This is a genomic window from Rhizobacter sp. (assembly GCF_046595475.1).
Lineage (GTDB): Bacteria > Pseudomonadota > Gammaproteobacteria > Burkholderiales > Burkholderiaceae_C > Rhizobacter.
The window spans coordinates 39200-59719 of record NZ_JBKJOQ010000084.1 but is presented as its reverse complement, the minus strand read 5'-3'; the positions used below and the strand labels follow the sequence as shown (position 1 = coordinate 59719).

Below are 20520 nucleotides of genomic sequence, written 5' to 3'. Positions count from 1 at the left end.
CCCATGCCCCTCTCTTTGGCCGAGCGCAGCCGCCAAGCGGTCTGGCACCCGTGCAGCCAGATGAAGCAGCACGAGACCCAGCCGCTGCTCGCCGTCGACCGCGCTGAAGGCGTGTGGCTTTACGACACCGACGGCCGGCGCTACCTCGATGGCATCAGCTCCTGGTGGGTCAACCTTTTCGGCCACGGCCACCCGCACATCACCGCCGCACTCAAGCGCCAGCTCGACCAGCTCTCGCACGTGATGCTGGCCGGTTGCACGCATGCGCCGGTGGTCGAGCTGTCGGAGCGGCTGAGCGCGCTCACCGGCCTGGGCCACGCCTTCTACGCAAGCGACGGCGCCTCGGCCACCGAGATCGCCCTCAAGATGAGCGCGCATTTCTGGCGCAACCTCGGGCAGCCAGAGAAGAGCCGCTTCATCGGCCTGGAGCACGGCTACCACGGTGAAACGGTGGGGGCCTTGTCGGTCACCGACATCCCGCTTTTTCGCGAGGCCTACGGCCCGCTGGTGCGCGTGAGCGCCGCCGTGCCCAGCCCCGATGCACGTGCAGCGGCGCCAGGCGTCTCGGCCTCAGCCCACGCGCGCCATTGCGCGCAGGCGCTGCAGGCTTACCTGGAGCTGCACCACGGCGAGACCGCCGCCCTGGTGCTGGAGCCCCTGGTGCAGTGCGCCGCCGGCATCGCCATGCACGACCCCGAGTACCTGCGCCAGGCTCGCACACTGTGCGACCGCTACCAGGTGCACCTGGTAGCCGACGAGATTGCGGTGGGCTTCGGCCGCACCGGCAGCCTGTTCGCGCACCAGCAGGCCGGCATACGACCCGACTTCCTTTGTTTGTCCAAAGGCTTGACTGGCGGCACCCTGGCACTGTCGACCGTGCTCACCACCGACACGGTGTACGACGCCTTCTACGACGACCGCACCGCACGCGGTTTTCTGCACTCCCATTCGTACACCGGCAACCCGCTCGCTTGCCGCGCAGCGCTCGCCACGCTGGAGGTCTTCGACCAGCAAGACTGGATGGCACGCAACCACACCACCGCCGTACGCCTGAGCGCCCTGAGCGAGCCGCTGGCCCGTCACCCGCAGGTGCTGCGCTCGCGCCAGCTCGGCATGCTCTGGGCCTTCGATGTGGACACTGACGACCCCAGCTTCTCGCGCCGCTATCACGCTGCCGCCTTGAAGCACGGGCTGCTGTTGCGCCCCATAAGCAACACGCTGTACTTCATGCCGCCGTATGTGATCGACGAGGCCGAATCGCAGTGGCTGGCCGAAGCTGCACTCGCCGCATTGAACGAGTCTTTGCGATGACAGAACACCCGCTCGGGCCGAGGTATCGAAGCCCTGCTCCGACCAGCTACTTCATCACCGGCACCGACACCGAAGTCGGCAAGACGCTCGTGAGCTGCGCCCTGCTGCTGCACTTGCGCAAAACCCACGCCCGCGTGGTCGGCATGAAGCCCGTGGCCGCAGGCACCACCCCCGAGGGCGACAACGAAGATGCGCTGGCGCTGCGCGCCGCAGGCTCCATCCAGGTGCCGCGTGAACTCGGCAACCCCTACTGCCTGCCGCTGCCGATGTCGCCGCACCTGGCCGCACGCGCCGCCGGCCAGCGCATCGAGGTCGGCCTGCTGGTCGACCGTTATCGCCAGCTCGCTGCGCAGGCCGACGCGGTGGTGGTCGAAGGTGCCGGCGGTTTTCACGTGCCGCTCAATGAAACAGAAACCGGCGCCGACCTCGCGCAAGCGCTGGGCCTGCCCGTGCTGCTGGTGGTCGGCCTGCGCCTGGGCTGCCTCAACCACGCTCTGCTCACGCAAGAAGCCATCTTGTCGCGCGGCCTCACGTTCGCGGGCTGGGTGGCCAACCGCATCGACCCGCAGATGCAGGCGCAAGAAGACAACATCGCCTACCTGCGCGAGAAGCTGCACGCCCCGCTGTGGGCCGACGTGCCACGCCTGGCAGCACCGCGGCCCGAGGCCGTGCGGTGGCGGCCCATGGCCGCTGACCTAGAATCGCGCCCCTGATTCCGGCCCACCCCACCCAGGCACAAACATGAAAAGAACACTTCTGGCCCTGGCCGCCTCGCTCGCCTGCAGCGCCACCCTGGCGCAGGGCTATGTCGGCGCCAGCTTCGGCGTCAGCCAGCAAGGCGTCAACTGCTCGGGCTGGTCGAGCTGCGACAAGAGCGACACCGGGTACAAGCTCTACGGTGGCTACAAGTTTTCGCAGATCGCGGCGGTGGAGTTCGGCTACACCGACTTCGGCTCAGTGCGCCTGAGCAGTGGCCCCTTGGCGGGCCGCTACTCGGCCACGGCCTTGACGGTCGGCGGCGCCTTCTTCCTGCCGCTGGCACCCAAGCTCACCGGCATCGCGCGCCTGGGCCTCGCGTCGGTCGACGCCGACTATTCCGCCGCCGTCGGCCCCTTCGGCAACTCGGCCTCAGACAGCAGCATCGGCCCCTACCTCGGCCTGGGCCTGAGCTACGCGCTCACGCCCAAGCTCAGCGTTACTGGCAGCTTCGATTACCTGCGGGCCGACTACCCGCGCGGCTCGGGCGGCGCCACCCTGTTCGGCATCGGCCTCAGCTACGCCTTCTGATGGCTCGCCTCTGACTCTCACCCTCTGAGGCTCAGAGCACCACCACGTGGCCGAGCTGTGGGTCGGCTCGGCCCGAGCACAAGTCTTTGATCAAGCTGCGGGCCGCCTCGAAGCCGGTGTGCTCGGCCCAATGCAGCCAGCCAGCGTTGCCCACGTGGCGTATGAAGGCTTGCAGTGCATCCGCCAAGCGCGGGCCGCCCTCCACTTCCGGTGGTGAGCTGTGCGTTGCGCCGGCGCAGCAGTCGTGGCCCAGCGCGCTGCCGAAGTGACGGTGCACGCGCTCGCGCAAGGCGTCGTCTGCGCCCAAAAGAACGTTGCCCGGCAAAGAATCAGCAAGGCACCGCGAGGTGGTGAGCAGCGGCCTCAGCAGCATCAGCAGGTTTTCGTCCTGCCGGCGGTACGCCGGGTCGGCGCTGCAGCGGGTGTACTGGTTGTAGGCCGCGCTCAGCTCGCGACCATCGTGGAAGCCACGCCCCGTCACACCCTGCGGCTTCATCACAACGTGGGTGGCGATGGGAAAGTAGCCGTAGAAGCGCTCGCCCACTTCCACGCCGCTCACGTCAGACACCAGCACCTCGGCAAAGCCCCAGGCGGGCAGGTGGCCCCAGCCCTGCGTTTCGGTGGGAAAGAACTCCCAGTGGCGCAGGCTGTCGCCCAGGGCCGCGCAGCTGATGTTGTTCGTGGTCAGGGCCACGCGTTCGATGGCGAGCACCACTTCGTCAACGCCGCCGAGTGGCATAGGCTAGGTGTCGAAGCGGCTGTGCTGCAATTGCGCCTTCTGCGTCAGCAGGCGGGTCAGCAGGATGTTCATTCGGCTCGTCTCCGGTCGGCAAACCGTGTCGTTTCAAAGGGGCGCAATCAATGTATGCACGACAAGCCGCCAAGAGGTTCGGTTTGCGCGCCGCGGCCGCCAAACCACTCAAGCGCCCGGCGCAAGCACGGGCACGTTTCACGGTGCAGGCCATCTACGGCGCGTTTGTTCGGATCTGGCAACTTGAGGGCTGGGAAGGCATCAGCACCCGGGCGGTGGCCCTCGAAGCCGGCATCGCAGTGGGCACTCTCTATGAGTACTTCCCCAACAAACACGCCCTGCTGTCGGGCTATGTGCGGCACTGCCTCGAAGGCCTGGTGCAGGCGATCGCCGTGCAGCCGATGACGCTTGCGCGTCTGGTGAGCCTGATGTGCGACCCGCGCGCCGAAGGCATGCCGCCTTTCGACGCGCAAATGCTCGACCACGAGCACGAGATTGCCGAGCACAAGCACCAGCTGCGCGCCTACGCCGAGCTGCTGGGGGCCTGGCGCGCGGCCATCGAGTCGCTCTATGGCCCGGTGGACGAAGCCCTCACCGAAACCCTTTTCGTGGCGATCTGGGGCGGGCGCCGCTACCTGCTGCTGGTGCAGCCGCCTTTCGACGCGCAAACCTGGGTGGAGCAAATGCACACCCTCTGCGCCCAAACCCTGGCCCTGGCCAGCGAAAAAGAGTGACCTCGCCCTTTGACTTCGAGACCCGGCTGGCCCAGCTGGACGAGCAGCAACTGCGCCGCAAGCGCCGCGTCGTGCAAGCCAAGGCGGGCCCGCAGCTGCGCGTCGACGGCGTGCCGATGCTCTCGTTTGCCAGCAACGACTACCTCGGCCTGGCCCAGCACCCGGCGCTGATCCTCGCCGCGCAAGAGGCTGCCGCGTGCTACGGAGTGGGCGCCACCGGCTCGGCCATGTTGAGCGGCCACGAGGCGCCGCATGAGGCGCTGGAGCACGAGCTGGCCGCCTTCGTGCAGCGCCCGCGCGCGTTGTACTTCGGCTCGGGCTACATGGCCAACGTGGGGCTGGTGCCAGCGCTGGTGGGCCATGGTGATGCCGTGTTCAGCGACGCGCTCAACCACGCTTGCCTGATCGACGGCGTGCGGCTTTCGCGCGCCGAGTCGCACATCTACCCACACCACGATGTGGACACGCTCGCACAGCAACTGGCCACGTCGACGGCCGCGCGCAAGCTCGTCGTCACCGATGCGGTGTTCAGCATGGACGGCAAGATCGCCCCGCTCGCCGCACTGCTCGCCCTGTGCGAGCAACACGACGCGCAGCTGCTGATCGACGACGCCCATGGCTTCGGCGTGCTCGGGCCCGAGGGCCGCGGCACGGCGGCGCACCTGGGCCTGCGCTCACCACGGCTCGTCTACATGGCCACGCTGGGCAAGGCGGCGGGTTGCGCCGGCGCCTTCGTGGCCGGCGAGGCGACCACCATTGAGTGGATCTTGCAGCGCGCCCGCACCTACATCTTCGCCACGTCCACACCGGCGATGGTGGTCGAGGCCGCGCGTGCCAGCCTCAAGGTGATCGCCACCGAGGGCTGGCGGCGCACCCACCTAGCGCTGCTGATTTCGCGGTTGCAAGAGGGCACACGCGGCCTGCGCTGGCAGCTCGCCCCCTCGCCCACGGCCATCCAGCCGCTCATCATCGGCAGCAATGCTGAAGCGCTGGCGGTGATGGACGCGCTGCTGGCACAAGGCCTGTGGGTGCCGGCTATCCGCCCGCCCACCGTGCCCGAGGGCACGGCTCGGCTGCGCATCTCGCTGTCGGCCGGCCACCATGAAGCCGACGTAAACAGGCTGCTCGCGGCGCTGCGGGCCGCCGAAGGAGCGTGACGCTTCGATCCACCTCGAAGCATCGCAGCGCAGCAATGCCGACACTGAGCACATGCTCTCTTCGGACCACGCCATGCCCACGCCTTCTTTGCTCAGCGCGCCCTCCCACCCCGACCCCTACCCCTACTACGCCGCCCTGCGCGCCGCGGCGCCGAGTGGCCTGCACCACGACGCCGAGCATCACCTTTGGGTGGTGAGCAGCGCTGCCGCGGTCGACGAGGTCTTGCGCCACACCAGCCTGCGCGTGCGGCCACCCACCGAGCCCGTGCCCAGGCCGCTGGTCGGCACACCGGCGGGCCAACTCTTCGGCGGCCTGATGCGGCAGAACGACGGCGCGGTGCACGCCCACGGCAAGGCCTGGGTGACGCAACTGATGAGCGCCGAATTCCCGGTCGAGGCGACCGCCCGCCAGGTCGCCGCAGAAGGTGCCACACCGCGCCATCACCTGCTCAACACGCTGATGTTCGAAGCGCCCCTGGTCGTGCTCTGGCGCCTGCTGTACCCCGACACCCCCGAGCCGGCCCACTTGCCGCACCAGGTGAGAGACGTGCTGGCCGCCTGGTCGCCGAGCGCCGACGACACCACACGGCAGCTCGGCAGCCAGGCCGCCGCCGACTTGCTCACGCGCCTGGGCGCAGACGCCAACCGCGTCGGCCTGTGCACGCAAACCTGTGAAGCCACCGCCGGCCTGATCGGCTCGGTGCTGATCGCCTTGCAACGCGAACCTGGCCTGCGCGAGCGTTGGCGGGCCAACGCCTCGCTCGACGACGCCTTGGCCTGCGAAGCCGGCCGCCACGACCCGCCCACCCACAACACCCGCCGCTATGCGGCTGAGCCCTGCACGGTGCGAGGTCACGCGCTGCAAACCGGTGAGGCGCTGCTGGTGCTGCTGGCCAGCGCCAACCGCGACACCACCACCGTGCCCGATGCAGACCGCTTTGCGCTGGAGCGCCTGGCGCCGGTCAACTACGTCTGGGGCCTGGGCGCACATGCCTGCCCGGGCGCCGCGCTGTCGCGCCGCATCGCCATGGGCCTGCTGCGCGCCTGGCATGAAGACGGCAGCCCTATGCAGGCGCTGACCCAGCGCTGGCACCACCGGCCTTCGCCCAATGGGCGCCTGGCGCTGTTCGATCCTGAAGGCGCCCGCTGATAGGGAGCTCTCCCCTGTTGCGCCGCGGCGCGGGGCCTCTAACATTGGCCGATGCAACCCTACCCGCACCTGCTCGCACCGCTAGACCTCGGCTTCACCACCCTCAAGAACCGCGTGCTGATGGGCAGCATGCACACGGGCCTGGAAGACGGGCGCAAACACTTCCCTGCCATGGCGGCCTTCTTCGCCGAGCGCGCACGCGGTGGCGTGGGCTTGATGGTGACCGGCGGCTATTCGCCCAACATCGAAGGCTGGCTCAAGCCCTTCGGTGGCACGCTCAGCACCAGCGGTGGCGCACGCCGCCACAAGATCGTCACCGACGCCGTGCACGCCGAGGGCGGCAAGATTGCGCTGCAGATCCTGCACGCCGGCCGCTACGGCTACCAGCCCTTTTGCGTGGCGCCTTCGCGCATCCAGTCGCCCATCTCACCTTTCACGCCGCGCGAGCTGAGCGCACGCGGCATCGAGCGGCAAATTCGCGCCTTCGTGCGCTGCGCCAAGCTGGCACGCGAAGCGGGCTACGACGGCGTGGAGGTGATGGGCAGCGAGGGCTACTTCATCAACCAGTTTCTGGTCACCCACACCAACCACCGCGACGATGAATGGGGCGGCTCGTACGAGAACCGCATGCGCCTGCCCGTCGAGATCGTGCGCCGCACGCGCGAGGCGGTGGGGCCCGACTTCATCATCATCTACCGCTTGTCGATGATCGACCTGATCCCCGACGGCAGCTCCTGGCCCGAAGTGGTGCAGCTCGCCCGCGCCATCGAGCAGGCAGGCGCCACCATCATCAACACCGGCATAGGCTGGCATGAAGCGCGCGTGCCCACCATTGCCACCAGCGTGCCGCGCGGCGCTTTCGGCTGGGTGACGCAGAAGATGCGCCGCGAGCTGCGTGCGAGCGGCCTCACCATTCCGCTCATCACCAGCAACCGCATCAACAAGCCCGAGGTGGCCGAGCAGCTGCTCGCCGACGGTTGCGCCGACATGGTGAGCCTGGCCCGCCCGCTGCTGGCCGATGCCGAGTTCGTCAACAAGGCGGCGCGCGACAAGAGCACCGAGATCAACACCTGCATCGCCTGCAACCAGGCCTGCCTCGATCACACCTTCAAGTCGCAACTTGCGAGCTGCCTGGTCAACCCGCGCGCGGGCCACGAGACCGAGCTCATCATCCGCATCGCGCCTAAGAAGAAGCGCGTTGCGGTCGTCGGTGCTGGCCCCGCGGGCCTGGCCGCCGCCACCACACTGGCCGAGTGCGGGCATGAGGTGCACTTGTTTGAAGCCGCGTCGACCATCGGCGGCCAGTTCAACATGGCCAAGCGCGTGCCCGGCAAAGAAGAGTTCGTCGAATCCTTGCGCTACTTCCGCCAGCGCATAGACGCCACCGGCGTGAAGCTCATGCTCGACACGCGGGTGAGCGCGGCGGACCTGCGCGAGTTCGACGAGGTGGTGCTCGCCACCGGCGTGTCGCCGCGCGACCCCAAGATTCCCGGCAGCGACGGCCCCAACGTGCTGAGCTACATCGACGTGCTGCTGCACCAGAAGCCGGTGGGCAACCGCGTGGCCATCGTCGGGGCCGGCGGCATCGGTTTCGACGTGGCCGAGTACCTGGTCACCGCACCCGGCCACTCGCCCACGCTGAACCTGAAAGAGTGGCTCACCGAGTGGGGCGTGGCCGACCCCGAGACCGTGCGGGGCGGCGTGGTGCGCGCGCAGCCCGCGCCCCCGGCGCGCCAGGTCACGCTGCTGCAGCGCAAGAGCGGCAAGCTCGGCAAGGGCCTGGGCAAGACCACCGGCTGGATCCACCGCGCCGCGCTGCAAATGAAAAAGGTCGAAATGATCGGCGGCGTGAACTACGAGCGCATCACGCCGCAAGGCCTCTTCATCACCTACGGCGAAAAACACAGCGACGGCCAGCTCATCGAGTGCGACACCGTCGTGCTGTGCGCCGGCCAAGAGCCGCTGCGCGAGCTGCTGGCGCCCTTGCGCGCGGCCGGCATCACCACCCACCTGATCGGCGGTGCGGATGAAGCCGGCGAGCTCGACGCCAAGCGCGCCATCGACCAGGGCACCCGCTTGGCCGCATCTTTGTAGCGCCCAGTGACATGGGCAAAGCAAGCGCGTCACGTGGCATGCCCGGCCCGCTTCGTGCAAGCGTCTTGTGCAAGCTCTAGGCTCAAGGCACCAGCCGATCAGCGACGAACCTCAGCAAAGCTCCGTTCGGGCTGAGGTATCGAAGGCCAGCGCTGGCCTTCAATACCTCAGGCCGAACGGGGCTACGCGAACAATATTGGGCGCTGAGGTTGGTCGCTAATCAGGAGGCCCCATGAAACCCCATCTCGCTCTCGTTCGCTTCTTCACGCGCGCTGTGCGGCGGCTCTGGCACTTTTTGCACGGGCGGGTCGCGCCACCCCAGCCCGCCAGCTTCGACGAGCTGGCCTTCGACACGCCGCACGGCAAGCGCCCCTACAAGCTCTTCGTGCCAGCCAACGCAGGGTCAGGGCGCGCGCCGCTGGTGGTGATGCTGCACGGCTGCAAGCAAGACCCCGATGACTTCGCCAAGGGCACGCGCATGAACGCGCTGGCGCAAGAGCGCGGCTTTCGTGTGCTCTACCCGGCGCAGACCGCGCGCGCCAATGCGTATCGCTGCTGGAACTGGTTCAACCGCGGCGACCAGCAGCGCGATGCCGGCGAGCCCGCGCTGCTCGCCGGCATGGTGCGCCAGGTGATGCAAGTGCACCCGGTGGACGCCGATCGCGTCTACGTGGCCGGCCTGTCGGCGGGTGGTGCAATGGCCGCCATCTTGGCGCGCGAGTACCCCGACCTCTTTGCGGCGGTGGGCGTGCATTCGGGCCTGGCCTACGGCGCCGCCGACAACGTGATCTCGGCCATGACGGTGATGAAGCACGGCCCTCGAGACGTGCCTGTCGAACTGGCGGCCGTGCCCTGGGTGCCGCTGATCGTGTTCCACGGCGACCAAGACGCCACCGTGCACCCGCGCAACGGCGAGCGCCTGGTGGCGGGGCATATCGCGGCAGAGGTGCTGCCCGGCGCACTCGAAGGCGGGCGCAGCTTCGTGCGCACCACCTATGGCGACGCCAGCGGCCGCGTGATCGCCGAGCACTGGCTGGTGCACGGCAGCGGACACGCGTGGTCCGGCGGCAACGCCGAGGGCAGCTTCACCGATGCCGAAGGGCCCGATGCCTCGCGAGAGATGCTGCGCTTTTTTGCGCAGCAGCGTCTCACTCCACCTTGACGCCCTTCCAGAACGCCACACGCCCCTTGATCTCGGCGGCGGCTTCGCTGGGCTCCGGGTAGTACCAGACCGCATCAGGGTTCATCTCACCGTTGACGAACAGGCTGTAGTAGTAGGCCTGCCCCTTCCACGGGCAACTGGTGCGGTGGTTGCTGAAGCTGGTGTATTCGCGCTTCAGGCTGCTCTCGGGGAAATAGTGGTTGCCTTCGACGATCACGGTGTCGTCGCTTTCGGCGAGGGTCACGCCGTTCCAGGTCGCTTTCATGCGGGCTCCTTCAGAGGTTCTCAAGCGTACAGCGCCGCGGCCTTCTTCACCCGTTGCGCAATCAGTGTCACCAGGCCCTTGTCACCCTTCACCTCGACGTTGTCGCCGTGGCGCAGGATGTCCATCACCAACTCGGTCGGGTCGACGTAGGGCACTTGCAGCTCGTAGCGGCCATCGGCCAGCCAGCGCCCCTTCTGTTGCGCGTGCCACTCTTCCACCGCCACCCACTGCGCCGCGTCGGCGCTGAACACCAGCGTGGCCCATTTCACCTTGGCATTGCCGCCACCATAGATGCCGTAGCCGGCATCGAGCTCGGTCTCCAGGTCTTTCACCGCCACGTGGCGCGCCTTGCTCTCTTGCGGCTGGGCCTCTTGTATGGCGTCGAGCGCAAAGCGGCGCAGGCCGTCGCTCACGTGGCACCAGGCGTCGAGGTACCAGGTGTTGCGGTAGTTCACCAGGCGCTGCGGTGAAACCTCGCGCTCGCTCAACGCGCGGTCACTGCGCTTGAAGTAGCGCAGCCACACGCGCTTGCGCTGCACCAGTGCGCTGCCCAGCAGCTCGAAGTGGCGGCTCGGCGCACGCCGCCGAGCGGTCGAGATCACCTTCACCCGGCGCATCAGCTCGCGCGCTTCGCTCTCGTCGGTGCCCAGCATGCCCTGCAGCTTTTCCATCATGGGCTGCAGGTGGCGCGAGAGCACGCCGTCGTCATCCAGCCCCGCCATCAGCTGGTGCATGGTGAGCAAGGCGGTGATCTCCTTTTCGCTGAACCACAGGCCCGGCAGTTCTTGGCGGGCGACATCGCTTTGCTCGAACCGGTAGCCGTTGTCGAAGCGGTCGTAGACGATGGGCGCACTGAGCCGGTCGCGCAGGTACTGCAGGTCGCGCTTGAGCGTGGCGGGCGACACGTCAAGCTCGTCTTGCAGCGCCTGGAAGCTCACGCAGCCGCGGCTCCTCAGCAGCAGCTCGATCTTGTAGAAGCGTTCGGTTCTGTCCATGGATGGCGAGGTTGTGGCACGTCGGTGGCTCACCCGATGAGCCACCAGCACCAAGCATAACGTGCGATGCCGATTCGCCACAGCCACCACTGGCTCACGCCTTGAGCTACCCGCCGGAAACACTGGCTCCATCGCTGCATCGGTTGCAGCGACCGCACCCAAACCTGGAGCCGACATGACCACCGAACTGCACACCCTCAACACCACCACCAGCCTCACCACCCACGAGCACATCGGCTTCGAGCTGGGCTGGGACTACGCCCACTACCACGTCACCCCGCCCGCACCCTATGCGCAAGAGCCTTCGTCGCTGCGCAGCGGCTGGCTTGCTGGCCAGGCCACCTTCGGCACGCGCACGCTCCCGCCAACTCGCCACGCCCGCAAGTGGCTGCAGCTGCGCCTGCACGCCTGGCTGCGCGGCCGCAGCGTCGAGCTGGTACAGGTGACGCCGCACTACCTGCAACAGATCGACGTGAGCCACTGCCCCATCACCCGCACGCCGCTGAGCAGCGCCACGCTGGAAAGCAGCGACGCTTCCATAGACCGCGTGCGCAGCGATGCGAGCTACGCCGCCGGCAACCTGGCGGTGATGAGCACGAAGGCGAACCACGCCAAGGCTGCGCGCGGCTTCCGCGAGTCGCTCGCCCAGGTGCACCGCATTGAAGAAGGTTCATTGGGTGGCATTGACGGGCTGAGCGCCGAGCAGTGGTCGCGCGTGGCGGTGCTGTGCAGCTACGTCGAGTCTCTGCACCATGAGGTGGCTGCTGCGCTGCCGATGCTGGTGCTGCCGCCCAACCGCCTGCGCCTGTTCAACCCCGTGCAGGCGCTGCAAGCCTTCATCAGCCAGCAGCTGCTCACCCCAGGTTGGAGCCACCGCATGGCGCGCTTCGAAGACCTGCTGCCGGGCAAGACACTCAAGCGCGACTTCCAAACCTTCTTCCACGCCCTGCTGCCACGCGTGCTGGAAGCCGGCAAGGGCGCAGAGGGTGAGGCCTTGCGCTGGGCCATCGAAGACGCCTGGCGCAACCCGCTCGCCCTGCAGCGCTGGACCGCATTTGCACGCCAGCTCACGCCCGCGCAGTGCGAAGCGCTGGTGGCACGCGCCAGCGCCAAGAAGCTCTCCACGCTGCAGGTGCAGCTGCTAGACGACGACGCGGCCACCGAAGGCTGGAACCTCGCGACGCGCGGCTACGTGCCGCACGCCGTGCTGCGCAGCCGCTTGCCGGCGCCGGTGCAGCAGCTGTCTTTGCTGCACTGAGCCTGCGGCGGAGCGCGTCAGAGGGGCGGTGCGTCAGCGCGCGAAGTCGAGCGCGCCGCTCAGGTCACCCATAGGCGCGCTGCCATTGCGTTGCAAGGCTTCATCGCGCTCAACGATGCCGGCCAGCGGCTTGAGCGACCAGCGGTGGGTGATGAAGCGCAGGATGGAGCCGGTGTCGTACTGCGTCTTGTCGACGTGGCCCTTCTTGGCAAACGGCGACACGATCACCGCCGGGATGCGCGTGCCCGGGCCCCAGCGGTCGCCCTGCGGTACCGGCGCGTGGTCGTAGAAGCCGCCGTTCTCGTCATAGGTGACGACGATCAGCATGCGCGCCCACTGCGGGCTCTTTTCCAGCTCGGCGATCACCCCGGCGATGTGCGCATCGCCGTCGGCCATGTTGGCGTAGCCGGCGTGCTGGTTGAGGTTGCCCTGCGGCTTGTAGAAGCTCACTGCCGGCAGCTGGCCGGCAGCGGCGTCGGCCAGAAACTGGCTGTCGAAATCTCGCAGGTGGCGTGTGCGCGCCTCGCCTTGGGTCAGGGGGTCGAAGGCGGCGTAGTAGTTGAAGGGCTGGTGGTGCGGCTGGAAGTTGACCTTGCCGCGGTAGATCTGCGCACGGCCTTCGGGCGTGCCCGCGCTCACCGTGTTCCAGCCGCCCGCGTACCAGGCCCAGGGCACGTTCTTGGCGCTCAGCGTGTCGCCGATGGTGGGCTGCGTCTGCGGGGGCAAACTGCTCGGGCGGGTGAGGTCGGCCAAGCGCGGTTCGGCGCCAGCCACGGGCGGTGCGCCGCTGGGCTGGTAGGCCGGCTGCATGGTGTTGATGGTGTAGTACATGCCGCTCGCGTCTTTCGGTGTGAGCGCGCCATCCCTCAAGTAGCGCGGCGCGCCGGCCAGCACCGAGGCCGGCATGTTGGCAGCCGGCGTGAGACGCACGAAGCGGCCTTGCGCGTCGACATCCACCGCGCTGATCAGATCCTTGGCCGGCGAGGTGTCGGCATGGGGGTAGGGTGGCGCGCAGGCACAGATGAGGTACTGGTGGTTGAGGTAAGAGCCCCCGAACGCGCCCATGTAGAAGTTATCGGCCAGCACATAGCGCTGCGCCAGCTTCCACATCGCCATCTGGCTGCCGTCGTAATAGCCCATGGCGAGCGCGCCACCGTCGGCATACGCGGCGAACTTGTCGTTGGCGCCGCCGTTGATCTGCATCATGTTGCTGTAGTAGCGGTGCACCAGGTCGCGCGTGATCACGCTCTGCGGCACCACCACGCCGCTGGCGGCCACGCCTTTCGGGTCGTCGATCTGAAACATGGCGTTGGGCATGCCCGTGGTCTGCGCCTGCGTGAGCGTGACGGGCTGGCCGCCAGCCGTGAGCCCGCCCCATGCGGGCGGCAGCACCGGCAGCACGCTGCCGTCGAAGTCTTTCTGCGGCGCGGCTGCGCCCTGCGAGCTGGGGTTCTTGCCCGGGATGCCGTTGGCGCCTGGGAACAGGCCGTACAGCGTGTCAAAGGCGCGGTTCTCGGCAAAGATCACCACCACGGTGTCGATGTCGTCGAGCGCGAGGCGGTTGCGCAGCGCCTTCACGCGGTCGCCCGCGGGGCCCGCTTCGGCCACTGCAGCAGCAATGCGTGGCATCAGCAATGCGTTCTCGGTTTGCACCCGGGCGTCGCCGTTGTCGAGCAGCTTGTCTTCAGTCACGCCCAGTCGCTTGGCCAGCACGATGCGCGCGGCGGCCAGCGAGCCACCGTTGGCGTCCATCAAGGCGACAAGCTCGGTGGTGACGGGGCTCAGCACATTGGACGCGCCGGCCGGCGCGCGCAGCACCAGCGGGCCGGCTTCGAGCGCCAGCGCTTCGATGCCCTGCAGCTCGAAGCCGCCCTTGGCGTCGGTCACGGTGGCGGGCTCGCCCGCGTCGCAACGCGCGTTGGCGTTGAGGTCACGGCAGACCTTCATGGCACCGAAGCCCGAGGCCATGCTGCGCGCCGCGTTGGCCGCGTCGGCCGTCGCGGTGTCCGAGGGCGTTGCGCAGGCGACCAGCAGGAGCGCAGGCAAGCAAAGGCAAACGATAGGCTTCATGGGTTTGCAGCAAGTGAGCAAGAACGGGAGTATTGAGCAAACCGCGAGAGCACCCCGTGGCGATGCGCCGCAGTGCGAAAGGAAAAAATACAACGACCTGCGCCGCTTACCATGGCAACGCCAACGCGGCGCCACCGTTCGACAGCGCCCCGCGCGGCGGCCGGCCTCGGCTGGCGAGCGGCCTGCACGGCACTTGCTGACAGTGCGTTGTCAGCAGCCTTCTGGCAGCATCGCGCACCTGCCGCCCGCACTTTGCTTTTGTCTACACCCGACTCTTCGTCTTCAACGCCCACCGCCATGATCAAACGCCTTCACCTTGCCCTGCTGCCTTGCTTCGGTGTTGCCCTGCTCGCCTGCGGTGCGCAAGGGGCCGACGACAAGAAAGCCGCCGCGCCGTCCAAGGCCGCGCTCACCGTCTCGGTGACGCAGCCGCTGTCGGCGAAGCTGCCACTCAAGATCGCCGCCAACGGCAACATCGCCCCCTGGCAGGAAGCCAGCGTGGGCACCGAGGCCAATGGCCTGCGCCTGGCCGAAGTTCGGGCCAATGTGGGCGACGTGGTCAAGCGCGGCCAGGTGCTGGCGGTGTTTGCCCCTGACAGCGTGCAGGCCGACGTGGCGCAGGCCAAGGCGGCCGTGGCCGAAGCCGAGGCCACGCTGGCCGAAGCCGCGGCCAACGCCCAGCGTGCCCGCGAGCTGCAACCCACCGGCGCCTTGAGCGGCCAGCAGATCAACAACTACCTCACCTCCGAGCGCACCGCCCAGGCGCGGCTCGAAGCCGTGCGTGCCGCCACCAAAGTGCAGCAGCTGCGCCTGGCGCACACCCAGGTGGTGGCACCTGACAACGGCATCATCTCGGCCCGCAGCGCTACCGTGGGTGCGGTGCTGCCCGCCGGGCAGGAGCTGTTTCGCCTGATCCGCCAGGGCCGGCTCGAATGGCGCGCCGAGGTGCCATCCAGTGACCTGGCACGGGTCAAAGTCGGCCTGCCCGCCAGCGTTGATGCGATCAGGGGCGCCGCACCGGTGGTCGGCAAGGTGCGCATGGTCGCGCCCACGGTCGACACCCAAACGCGCAACGGCATCGTCTATGTCGACCTCGGTGCCACCAGCGAAGTGAAGGCCGGCATGTATGCGCGTGGCGAGTTCGACGTGGGCGAGAGCGAGGCGCTCACCCTGCCGCAAAGCGCCGTGGTGCTGCGCGACGGCTTCAGCTATGTGCTCAAGGTAGGCCCCGACTTCAAAGTGACACAGGCCAAGGTGGGTGTGGGTCGCCGCGTCGGCGAGCGCATCGAGATCACCAGCGGCCTGGACGCCACGGCCAAGGTGGTGGCCTCGGGCGGCGGCTTCCTGAGCGACGGCGACACGGTGAAGGTGGTCAACGCGCCTGCACCTGTCACGGCCACGCCCAAACCCGCCGCTGGCAAGTGAACGGAGCCCCATCATGATCAACGTTTCATCCTGGTCGATCCGCAACCCAACGCCGTCGATCCTGCTCTTCATCATGCTCACGCTGGCTGGCCTCTTGGGCTTCAGGGCGATGAAGATTCAGAACTTCCCAGACATCGACCTGCCGATGATCACCGTGGTGGCGGCGCTGCCCGGCGCGTCACCCGCGCAACTCGAAACCGAAGTCGCACGCAAGATCGAGAACTCGATCGCCACCGTGCAGGGCGTGAAGCACGTCTACACCAGCCTGCAAGACGGCAGCGCCATCGTCACCGTCGAGTTCCGGCTCGAAAAGCCCACGCAAGAAGCCCTAGACGATGTGCGCGACGCGGTCTCGCGCATCCGCTCCGACCTGCCGGCCGACCTGCGCGACCCGGTCATCCAGAAGGTGAACCTGGCCGGCACACCCATCCTCACCTACACCGTGTCGTCGGTGCGCATGGACGACGAGGCGCTGTCGTGGTTCGTCGACAACCAGGTCACCAAGAGCATGCTGGCGGTGCCCGGCGTGGGCGCGGTCACGCGCGTGGGCGGCGTGTCGCGCGAAGTGCGTGTCGAGCTTGACCCCGGGCGGCTGCTGGCGCTCAACGTCACCGCGGCCGACATCTCGCGCCAGCTGCGCCAGGTCCAGCAAGAGGCCTCGGGCGGGCGCGCCGACCTGGGCGGTGCCGAGCAGTCGGTGCGTACGCTCGCCACCGTGCAGTCGGCCCCCGAGCTGGCCGCGCTTGAGGTCACGCTCAGCGACGGGCGGCACATCCGCCTCGACCAGGTTGCCAAGGTAAGCGACACCGTGGCCGAGCAACGCTCGGCGGCGCTGCTCAACGGCAAGCCGGTGGTGGGCTTCGAGATCGTGCGCTCGCGCGGCGCCGGTGAGATCGACGTGACCAAGGGCGTGCGCGCCACACTCGAAAAGCTGAAGACTGAGCACCCCGACATTGAGGTCACCGAGGCCTTCAATTTCGTCGACCCCGTGGTCGAGAACTACGACGGCTCGATGAAGCTGCTGTACGAAGGTGCGGCACTCGCCGTGCTGGTGGTGTTTCTCTTCCTGCGCGACGGGCGCGCCACTTTTGTTTCGGCGGTGGCCCTGCCGTTGTCGGCCATCCCGACCTTCGCCGTGATGCACCTGATGGGTTTCACGGTCAACGTGGTCACGCTCTTGAGCCTGTCGCTGGTGGTCGGCATCTTGGTCGACGACGCCATCGTCGAGATCGAAAACATCATGCGCCACCTGCGCATGGGCAAGACACCGTTCCAGGCCGCGATGGAAGCAGCCGACGAGATCGGCCTGGCCGTCATCGCCACCACCTTCACGCTGATCGCGGTGTTTTTGCCCACGGCCTTCATGGGTGGCGTGCCCGGCAAGTTCTTCGTGCAGTTCGGCTGGACGGCGGCGATCGCGGTGTTCTTCTCGCTGGTGGTCGCGCGCATGCTCACGCCCATGATGGCGGCCTACATTCTTCGCGCGCCCAAGAAGCAAGAGAAAGAACCCGGCTGGATGAAGCTGTATTTGCGCTGGGCCGCCTGGTGCCTGAATCACCGCATCTGGACACTGGTGGGTGGCGCGGTGTTCTTCATCGGCTCGTTTGCGCTCGTGCCCTTTTTGCCCACCGGCTTCATCCCACCCGATGACCTGTCGCAGACGCAGGTGACGCTCACCCTGCCCCCCGGCAGCACCTTCAAGGAAACCTACGCCTTGGCCGAGCACGCACGCGAGATCGTGCACAAGAACCAATACGTGAAGATGATTTACACCGCCATCGGCGGCGGCAGCGCGGGCTCCGACCCGTTCGCGGGTGGCGGCCCCGCCAACGTGCGCACAGCCGTGCTCACCATCAACATGACGCACCGCAACGACCGCTCAGGCGTCAGCAAGCAAGACATCGAGGCGCAGCTGCGCACCGCGATGGAAGCGCTGCCGGGGGCGCGTGTGAAGGTGGGCCTGGGCGCGTCCAGCGAAAAATACGTGCTGGTGCTGGCCGGTGAAGACGGCCGTGCGCTGGCCGCGCACGCGCAGGTGGTGGAGCGCGAGCTGCGCACCATCCCCGGCATCGGCGCGGTCACCTCCACAGCCAGCCTGGTGCGACCCGAGATGATCGTGCGGCCCGACTTCCGGCGCGCCGCCGACCTGGGTGTGACCTCGGCCGCCATTGCCGACACACTGCGCATCGCCACCGCGGGCGACTACGACCAAGGCCTGGCCAAGATGAACCTGAGCCAGCGCCAGGTGCCGGTGGTGGTGAAGCTGTCTGAAAACGGCCGGCAAGACATGGACATCCTGTCGCGCCTGCCGGTGCCTGGCGCGCGCGGGCCGGTGCCGCTGTCCAACGTGGCCACCATCGAGATCGCGAGCGGCCCAGCCGAGATCGCCCGCTACGACCGGCTGCGCAACGTCAACTTCGAAATCGAGCTCAACCAGCAGCCGCTGGGCGCCGTGCAGGCGGCGGCCGAGGCGCTGCCGAGCCTCAAGAACCTGCCAACTGGCGTGATACAGACCTCGGTGGGAGATGCCGAGGCCATGGCCGACTTGTTCGCAAGCTTCGGCCTGGCCATGCTCACCGGCGTGGCGTGCATCTACATCGTGCTGGTGCTGCTGTTCAAAGACTTCGTGCAGCCCGTCACCATCTTGGTGGCGCTGGTGCTGTCGATTCCCGGCGCCTTCCTGGCGCTCTTCGTCACGCACACCGCCCTGTCGATGCCCTCGATGATCGGGTTGATCATGCTGATGGGCATTGCGACCAAGAACTCCATCTTGCTGATCGACTACGTGATCCTCGCGCGGCGCGAGCATGGGTTGAACCGTTGGGACGCGATCTTGGATGCCTGCCACAAGCGCGCGCGGCCCATCGTCATGACCACCATCGCCATGGGCGCCGGCATGATGCCCATCGCGCTGGGTCTGGGCGTAGACCCGAGCTTCCGCTCACCGATGGCCATCGTGGTGATCGGCGGGCTGATCACATCGACGTTCTTGAGTCTCTTGGTGATCCCGGTGGTGTTCACCTATGTAGACGACACCGAGCAATGGTTCTCGCGCAAGCTGAAGCGCCATCACCACGCGGCCAGCACACCCGCCGCCTTGCCGCTGGCGGCAGAGGGGCGCGAGGGCAAATAGCAGGGGCTTCAGCGTTCTTTCAGCGACGCACAGGCCGCGACATCTCGGCGAGGGCCGTGACCTCTGGTGGCGGCAGGCCAGCGCGACCGATGCGGTCATCCAGCTCGCCGATGGTGGCGGAAAGCGAGTTGCCGTGCTGGTCCAGGCCCAGGCGCACCTCGTCTTGCATGCGGTCCATGCGCGCGAGCAGGTCGGCGCGCGCCTCGTATGAGGCTTGCGACACGCGCAAAAGCTCGGCGGTGAGGAAGCTGCGCAACTCGACAAAGCGCGAGGCCTCGGCCTTGTCGGCCAGCTCGCGCTGCGTTTGCAACTCGCGCGTCTGGCGGCGTGTTTCCACCAGCGTGGTGGCCTGCATGGTGATGGCCCAGGCGATGAACAGCAGGGTCAGGAAGAACGACAGGCCCAGCATGATCAAGCCGAGCGGGGCTTGCACCGTGGTGAAGAAAAGCGAAAGGTTGGTCGGCGCCGTGAAGGCCGGCCAGTTGAGCAACGCAAACACGCCGATCAACAGCAACACAACGAAGAAGGAAAGAGCGCGGGTCATGGGGGTCTCCTCAGGCCATGCGTAGGCTTGCAGACTAGAACGCCAGCCAGCCCGAGCTTGTAGGACAGCCGCGATTTCGCGCGCGGGACAGGAGCTACCCTGCCGCCAGAGCGTCTTTCATGCGACGTATGCGCTCTTCCCGCAGCGACTTGCTCTGCGCCTGCGCCACCTGGCAGCGCGGCCCGCTGAACTCGGCCTCCAGCGCATCGAGAAACACCCGCGTGCGCGCCGGCATCAGCCGCCGCCCCGGGAACACCGCCCAGGCTGCCGCGCTCGGCAGGGTCCAGTCAACCAGCAGCGGCATGAGTTCACCGCTCTGCACATACGGCTCGGCAAAGTGGTCGTTGACCTCGGCTATGCCTGCACCGGCGCGGGCCAGGCGGATCAGCAGCTCGGGCGAGTTGGCCTTGGCACGCACCGGCGGCACGCCTTCCCAGCGCTCGTCACCGCGGGACAGCACCCACGGCTTGGGCTCGCTGGTGCGCGTGAGGATTTGCAGGCTGTCGTGCTCCATCAGCGCCTCGGGCTCGGGCGGTATGCCGCGCCTCTTCAGGTAGCTGGGCGCTGCGTACAGGCCGTGCGAAAACGTGGCCACGCGACGCGCGGTGAGCGAGGTGTCGTCGCCCAGCTCGCCCATGCGCAGGGCCAGATCGAAGTTTTCGCCAATCAGATCTACCCGGCGTGGCGAAAGGTCGAGCTCCAGCGAGATCGCCGGGTAGCGCAGGGCGAACTCTCCCAGCACGCGGCCCAGCACCACGGTGGCAAAGTCGCCCGGCATCGACACCCGCAGCCGCCCGCTCGGCTCGGCCTGCCGGTGCTGGGCCAGGGCGCTGGCGGCATCGACCTCGTCGGCGACATGGCGCGCGTGCTCCAGCACAGCGTGGCCGAAATCGGTGACTGTGAGCTTGCGTGTGGTGCGCAGAAGCAGGCGCTCACCCAGCTGAGTCTCAAGCGCTGCCAGCCGGCGCGACACCGTCGACTTGGGCAGGCCCAGGCGCTCGCCGGCGCGGCTGAAGCTGCCGTCTTGCACCACGCGGGCAAAGAGCAGAAGGTCGTTGGGCTCGATCTGGTTCATGGCAGCTACCGGCTTTGGAATGGAACAATGTTATCCATTTCAATGGCTTCCGCTTTGTTTTCGGGATAACTACATTGGCCCCATCGCAAACAAATTCAACGAGGACGCC

At 67.6% G+C, this 20520-nt stretch carries 17 protein-coding genes; 11 read left to right on the top strand and 6 right to left on the bottom strand.

Translation table 11 applies throughout. The features are described 5' to 3' along the window. Positions 1 to 3 precede the first annotated feature (3 nt). The 3 genes from bioA to AC30QB_RS14600 are packed head-to-tail and all read left to right on the top strand — an operon-like array spanning position 4 to position 2598. Entirely contained in the window at positions 4 to 1311 is a 1308-nt protein-coding gene (gene bioA, locus AC30QB_RS14610; protein ID WP_489546964.1) for an adenosylmethionine--8-amino-7-oxononanoate transaminase, read from the top strand. Next, the gene (bioD, locus tag AC30QB_RS14605) at positions 1308 to 2024 is read left to right on the top strand and encodes a dethiobiotin synthase (protein WP_489546963.1); all 717 of its coding nucleotides are present in this window, start codon (positions 1308 to 1310) and stop codon (positions 2022 to 2024) included. The genes bioA and bioD overlap by 4 nt, the downstream gene beginning before the upstream one ends. A 28-nt stretch (positions 2025 to 2052) precedes the next feature. Continuing rightward, a complete protein-coding gene (locus AC30QB_RS14600) occupies positions 2053 to 2598 on the top strand; it encodes an outer membrane beta-barrel protein (protein WP_489546962.1) in 546 nt (181 codons plus the stop codon). Between the two features lie 31 nt (positions 2599 to 2629). Here the strand turns inward: AC30QB_RS14600 and AC30QB_RS14595 are convergent, their stop codons facing one another. After that, complete coding sequence (locus AC30QB_RS14595) at positions 2630 to 3337, bottom strand: DUF2855 family protein (RefSeq protein ID WP_489546961.1); 708 nt, start codon at positions 3335 to 3337, stop codon at positions 2630 to 2632. 122 nt (positions 3338 to 3459) lie between these two features. Here AC30QB_RS14595 and AC30QB_RS14590 point away from each other — a divergent pair, with 122 nt between their 5' ends. The 5 genes from AC30QB_RS14590 to AC30QB_RS14570 all read left to right on the top strand — a co-directional run bounded on the left by AC30QB_RS14590 (position 3460) and on the right by AC30QB_RS14570 (position 9646). Next, complete coding sequence (locus AC30QB_RS14590; RefSeq protein WP_489546960.1) at positions 3460 to 4083, top strand: TetR/AcrR family transcriptional regulator; 624 nt, start codon at positions 3460 to 3462, stop codon at positions 4081 to 4083. Beyond that, a complete protein-coding gene (bioF, locus tag AC30QB_RS14585) occupies positions 4080 to 5240 on the top strand; it encodes an 8-amino-7-oxononanoate synthase (protein WP_489546959.1) in 1161 nt (386 codons plus the stop codon). The genes AC30QB_RS14590 and bioF overlap by 4 nt, the downstream gene beginning before the upstream one ends. A 73-nt stretch (positions 5241 to 5313) precedes the next feature. Beyond that, complete coding sequence (locus tag AC30QB_RS14580) at positions 5314 to 6390, top strand: hypothetical protein (protein ID WP_489546958.1); 1077 nt, start codon at positions 5314 to 5316, stop codon at positions 6388 to 6390. 51 nt (positions 6391 to 6441) lie between these two features. Beyond that, positions 6442 to 8484 carry an oxidoreductase gene (locus AC30QB_RS14575; protein ID WP_489546957.1) on the top strand — a complete coding sequence of 681 codons (2043 nt, stop codon included), beginning with the start codon at positions 6442 to 6444 and terminating at the stop codon, positions 8482 to 8484. A gap of 232 nt (positions 8485 to 8716) precedes the next feature. Continuing rightward, entirely contained in the window at positions 8717 to 9646 is a 930-nt protein-coding gene (locus tag AC30QB_RS14570; RefSeq protein WP_489546956.1) for an extracellular catalytic domain type 1 short-chain-length polyhydroxyalkanoate depolymerase, read from the top strand. Here the strand turns inward: AC30QB_RS14570 and AC30QB_RS14565 are convergent. Both AC30QB_RS14565 and AC30QB_RS14560 read right to left on the bottom strand, forming a co-directional pair. Continuing rightward, a complete protein-coding gene (locus AC30QB_RS14565) occupies positions 9633 to 9911 on the bottom strand; it encodes a DUF427 domain-containing protein (RefSeq protein WP_489546955.1) in 279 nt (92 codons plus the stop codon). The genes AC30QB_RS14570 and AC30QB_RS14565 overlap by 14 nt on opposite strands. A 20-nt stretch (positions 9912 to 9931) precedes the next feature. After that, positions 9932 to 10906, bottom strand: coding sequence for a helix-turn-helix transcriptional regulator (locus tag AC30QB_RS14560; RefSeq protein ID WP_489546954.1), 975 nt, complete (start codon positions 10904 to 10906; stop codon positions 9932 to 9934). A gap of 175 nt (positions 10907 to 11081) precedes the next feature. Here AC30QB_RS14560 and AC30QB_RS14555 point away from each other — a divergent pair, with 175 nt between their 5' ends. Further along, entirely contained in the window at positions 11082 to 12164 is a 1083-nt protein-coding gene (locus AC30QB_RS14555) for a hypothetical protein (RefSeq protein ID WP_489546953.1), read from the top strand. 33 nt (positions 12165 to 12197) lie between these two features. On the opposite strand, the gene acpA is transcribed toward AC30QB_RS14555, so the two are convergent. Next, the gene (gene acpA, locus AC30QB_RS14550) at positions 12198 to 14234 is read right to left on the bottom strand and encodes an acid phosphatase (RefSeq protein ID WP_489546952.1); all 2037 of its coding nucleotides are present in this window, start codon (positions 14232 to 14234) and stop codon (positions 12198 to 12200) included. 297 nt (positions 14235 to 14531) lie between these two features. Between acpA and AC30QB_RS14545 the strand changes: the two genes are divergently transcribed. Together AC30QB_RS14545 and AC30QB_RS14540 are read left to right on the top strand one after the other, a co-directional pair. After that, positions 14532 to 15659 carry an efflux RND transporter periplasmic adaptor subunit gene (locus tag AC30QB_RS14545; protein WP_489546951.1) on the top strand — a complete coding sequence of 376 codons (1128 nt, stop codon included), beginning with the start codon at positions 14532 to 14534 and terminating at the stop codon, positions 15657 to 15659. A gap of 13 nt (positions 15660 to 15672) precedes the next feature. Beyond that, the gene (locus AC30QB_RS14540; protein ID WP_489546950.1) at positions 15673 to 18792 is read left to right on the top strand and encodes an efflux RND transporter permease subunit; all 3120 of its coding nucleotides are present in this window, start codon (positions 15673 to 15675) and stop codon (positions 18790 to 18792) included. 19 nt (positions 18793 to 18811) lie between these two features. On the opposite strand, the gene AC30QB_RS14535 is transcribed toward AC30QB_RS14540, so the two are convergent. Both AC30QB_RS14535 and AC30QB_RS14530 read right to left on the bottom strand, forming a co-directional pair. Beyond that, complete coding sequence (locus AC30QB_RS14535; RefSeq protein ID WP_489546949.1) at positions 18812 to 19336, bottom strand: LapA family protein; 525 nt, start codon at positions 19334 to 19336, stop codon at positions 18812 to 18814. A gap of 94 nt (positions 19337 to 19430) precedes the next feature. Continuing rightward, positions 19431 to 20411: a LysR family transcriptional regulator gene (locus tag AC30QB_RS14530; protein ID WP_489546948.1), complete on the bottom strand. Its 981-nt coding sequence runs from the start codon at positions 20409 to 20411 to the stop codon at positions 19431 to 19433. Between the last annotated feature and the right edge of the window lie 109 nt (positions 20412 to 20520).

Bases quoted from the DNA above. Each gene is read 5' to 3' on its own strand.
- bioA (WP_489546964.1), top strand. From the start codon at position 4: ATGCCCCTCTCTTTGGCCGAGCGCAGCCGCCAAGCGGTCTGGCACCCG.
- bioD (WP_489546963.1), top strand. From the start codon at position 1,308: ATGACAGAACACCCGCTCGGGCCGAGGTATCGAAGCCCTGCTCCGACC.
- AC30QB_RS14600 (WP_489546962.1), top strand. From the start codon at position 2,053: ATGAAAAGAACACTTCTGGCCCTGGCCGCCTCGCTCGCCTGCAGCGCC.
- AC30QB_RS14595 (WP_489546961.1), bottom strand. From the start codon at position 3,337: ATGCCACTCGGCGGCGTTGACGAAGTGGTGCTCGCCATCGAACGCGTG.
- AC30QB_RS14590 (WP_489546960.1), top strand. From the start codon at position 3,460: ATGTATGCACGACAAGCCGCCAAGAGGTTCGGTTTGCGCGCCGCGGCC.
- AC30QB_RS14580 (WP_489546958.1), top strand. From the start codon at position 5,314: ATGCCCACGCCTTCTTTGCTCAGCGCGCCCTCCCACCCCGACCCCTAC.
- AC30QB_RS14575 (WP_489546957.1), top strand. From the start codon at position 6,442: ATGCAACCCTACCCGCACCTGCTCGCACCGCTAGACCTCGGCTTCACC.
- AC30QB_RS14570 (WP_489546956.1), top strand. From the start codon at position 8,717: ATGAAACCCCATCTCGCTCTCGTTCGCTTCTTCACGCGCGCTGTGCGG.
- AC30QB_RS14565 (WP_489546955.1), bottom strand. From the start codon at position 9,911: ATGAAAGCGACCTGGAACGGCGTGACCCTCGCCGAAAGCGACGACACC.
- AC30QB_RS14560 (WP_489546954.1), bottom strand. From the start codon at position 10,906: ATGGACAGAACCGAACGCTTCTACAAGATCGAGCTGCTGCTGAGGAGC.
- AC30QB_RS14555 (WP_489546953.1), top strand. From the start codon at position 11,082: ATGACCACCGAACTGCACACCCTCAACACCACCACCAGCCTCACCACC.
- acpA (WP_489546952.1), bottom strand. From the start codon at position 14,234: ATGAAGCCTATCGTTTGCCTTTGCTTGCCTGCGCTCCTGCTGGTCGCC.
- AC30QB_RS14545 (WP_489546951.1), top strand. From the start codon at position 14,532: ATGATCAAACGCCTTCACCTTGCCCTGCTGCCTTGCTTCGGTGTTGCC.
- AC30QB_RS14540 (WP_489546950.1), top strand. From the start codon at position 15,673: ATGATCAACGTTTCATCCTGGTCGATCCGCAACCCAACGCCGTCGATC.
- AC30QB_RS14535 (WP_489546949.1), bottom strand. From the start codon at position 19,336: ATGACCCGCGCTCTTTCCTTCTTCGTTGTGTTGCTGTTGATCGGCGTG.
- AC30QB_RS14530 (WP_489546948.1), bottom strand. From the start codon at position 20,411: ATGAACCAGATCGAGCCCAACGACCTTCTGCTCTTTGCCCGCGTGGTG.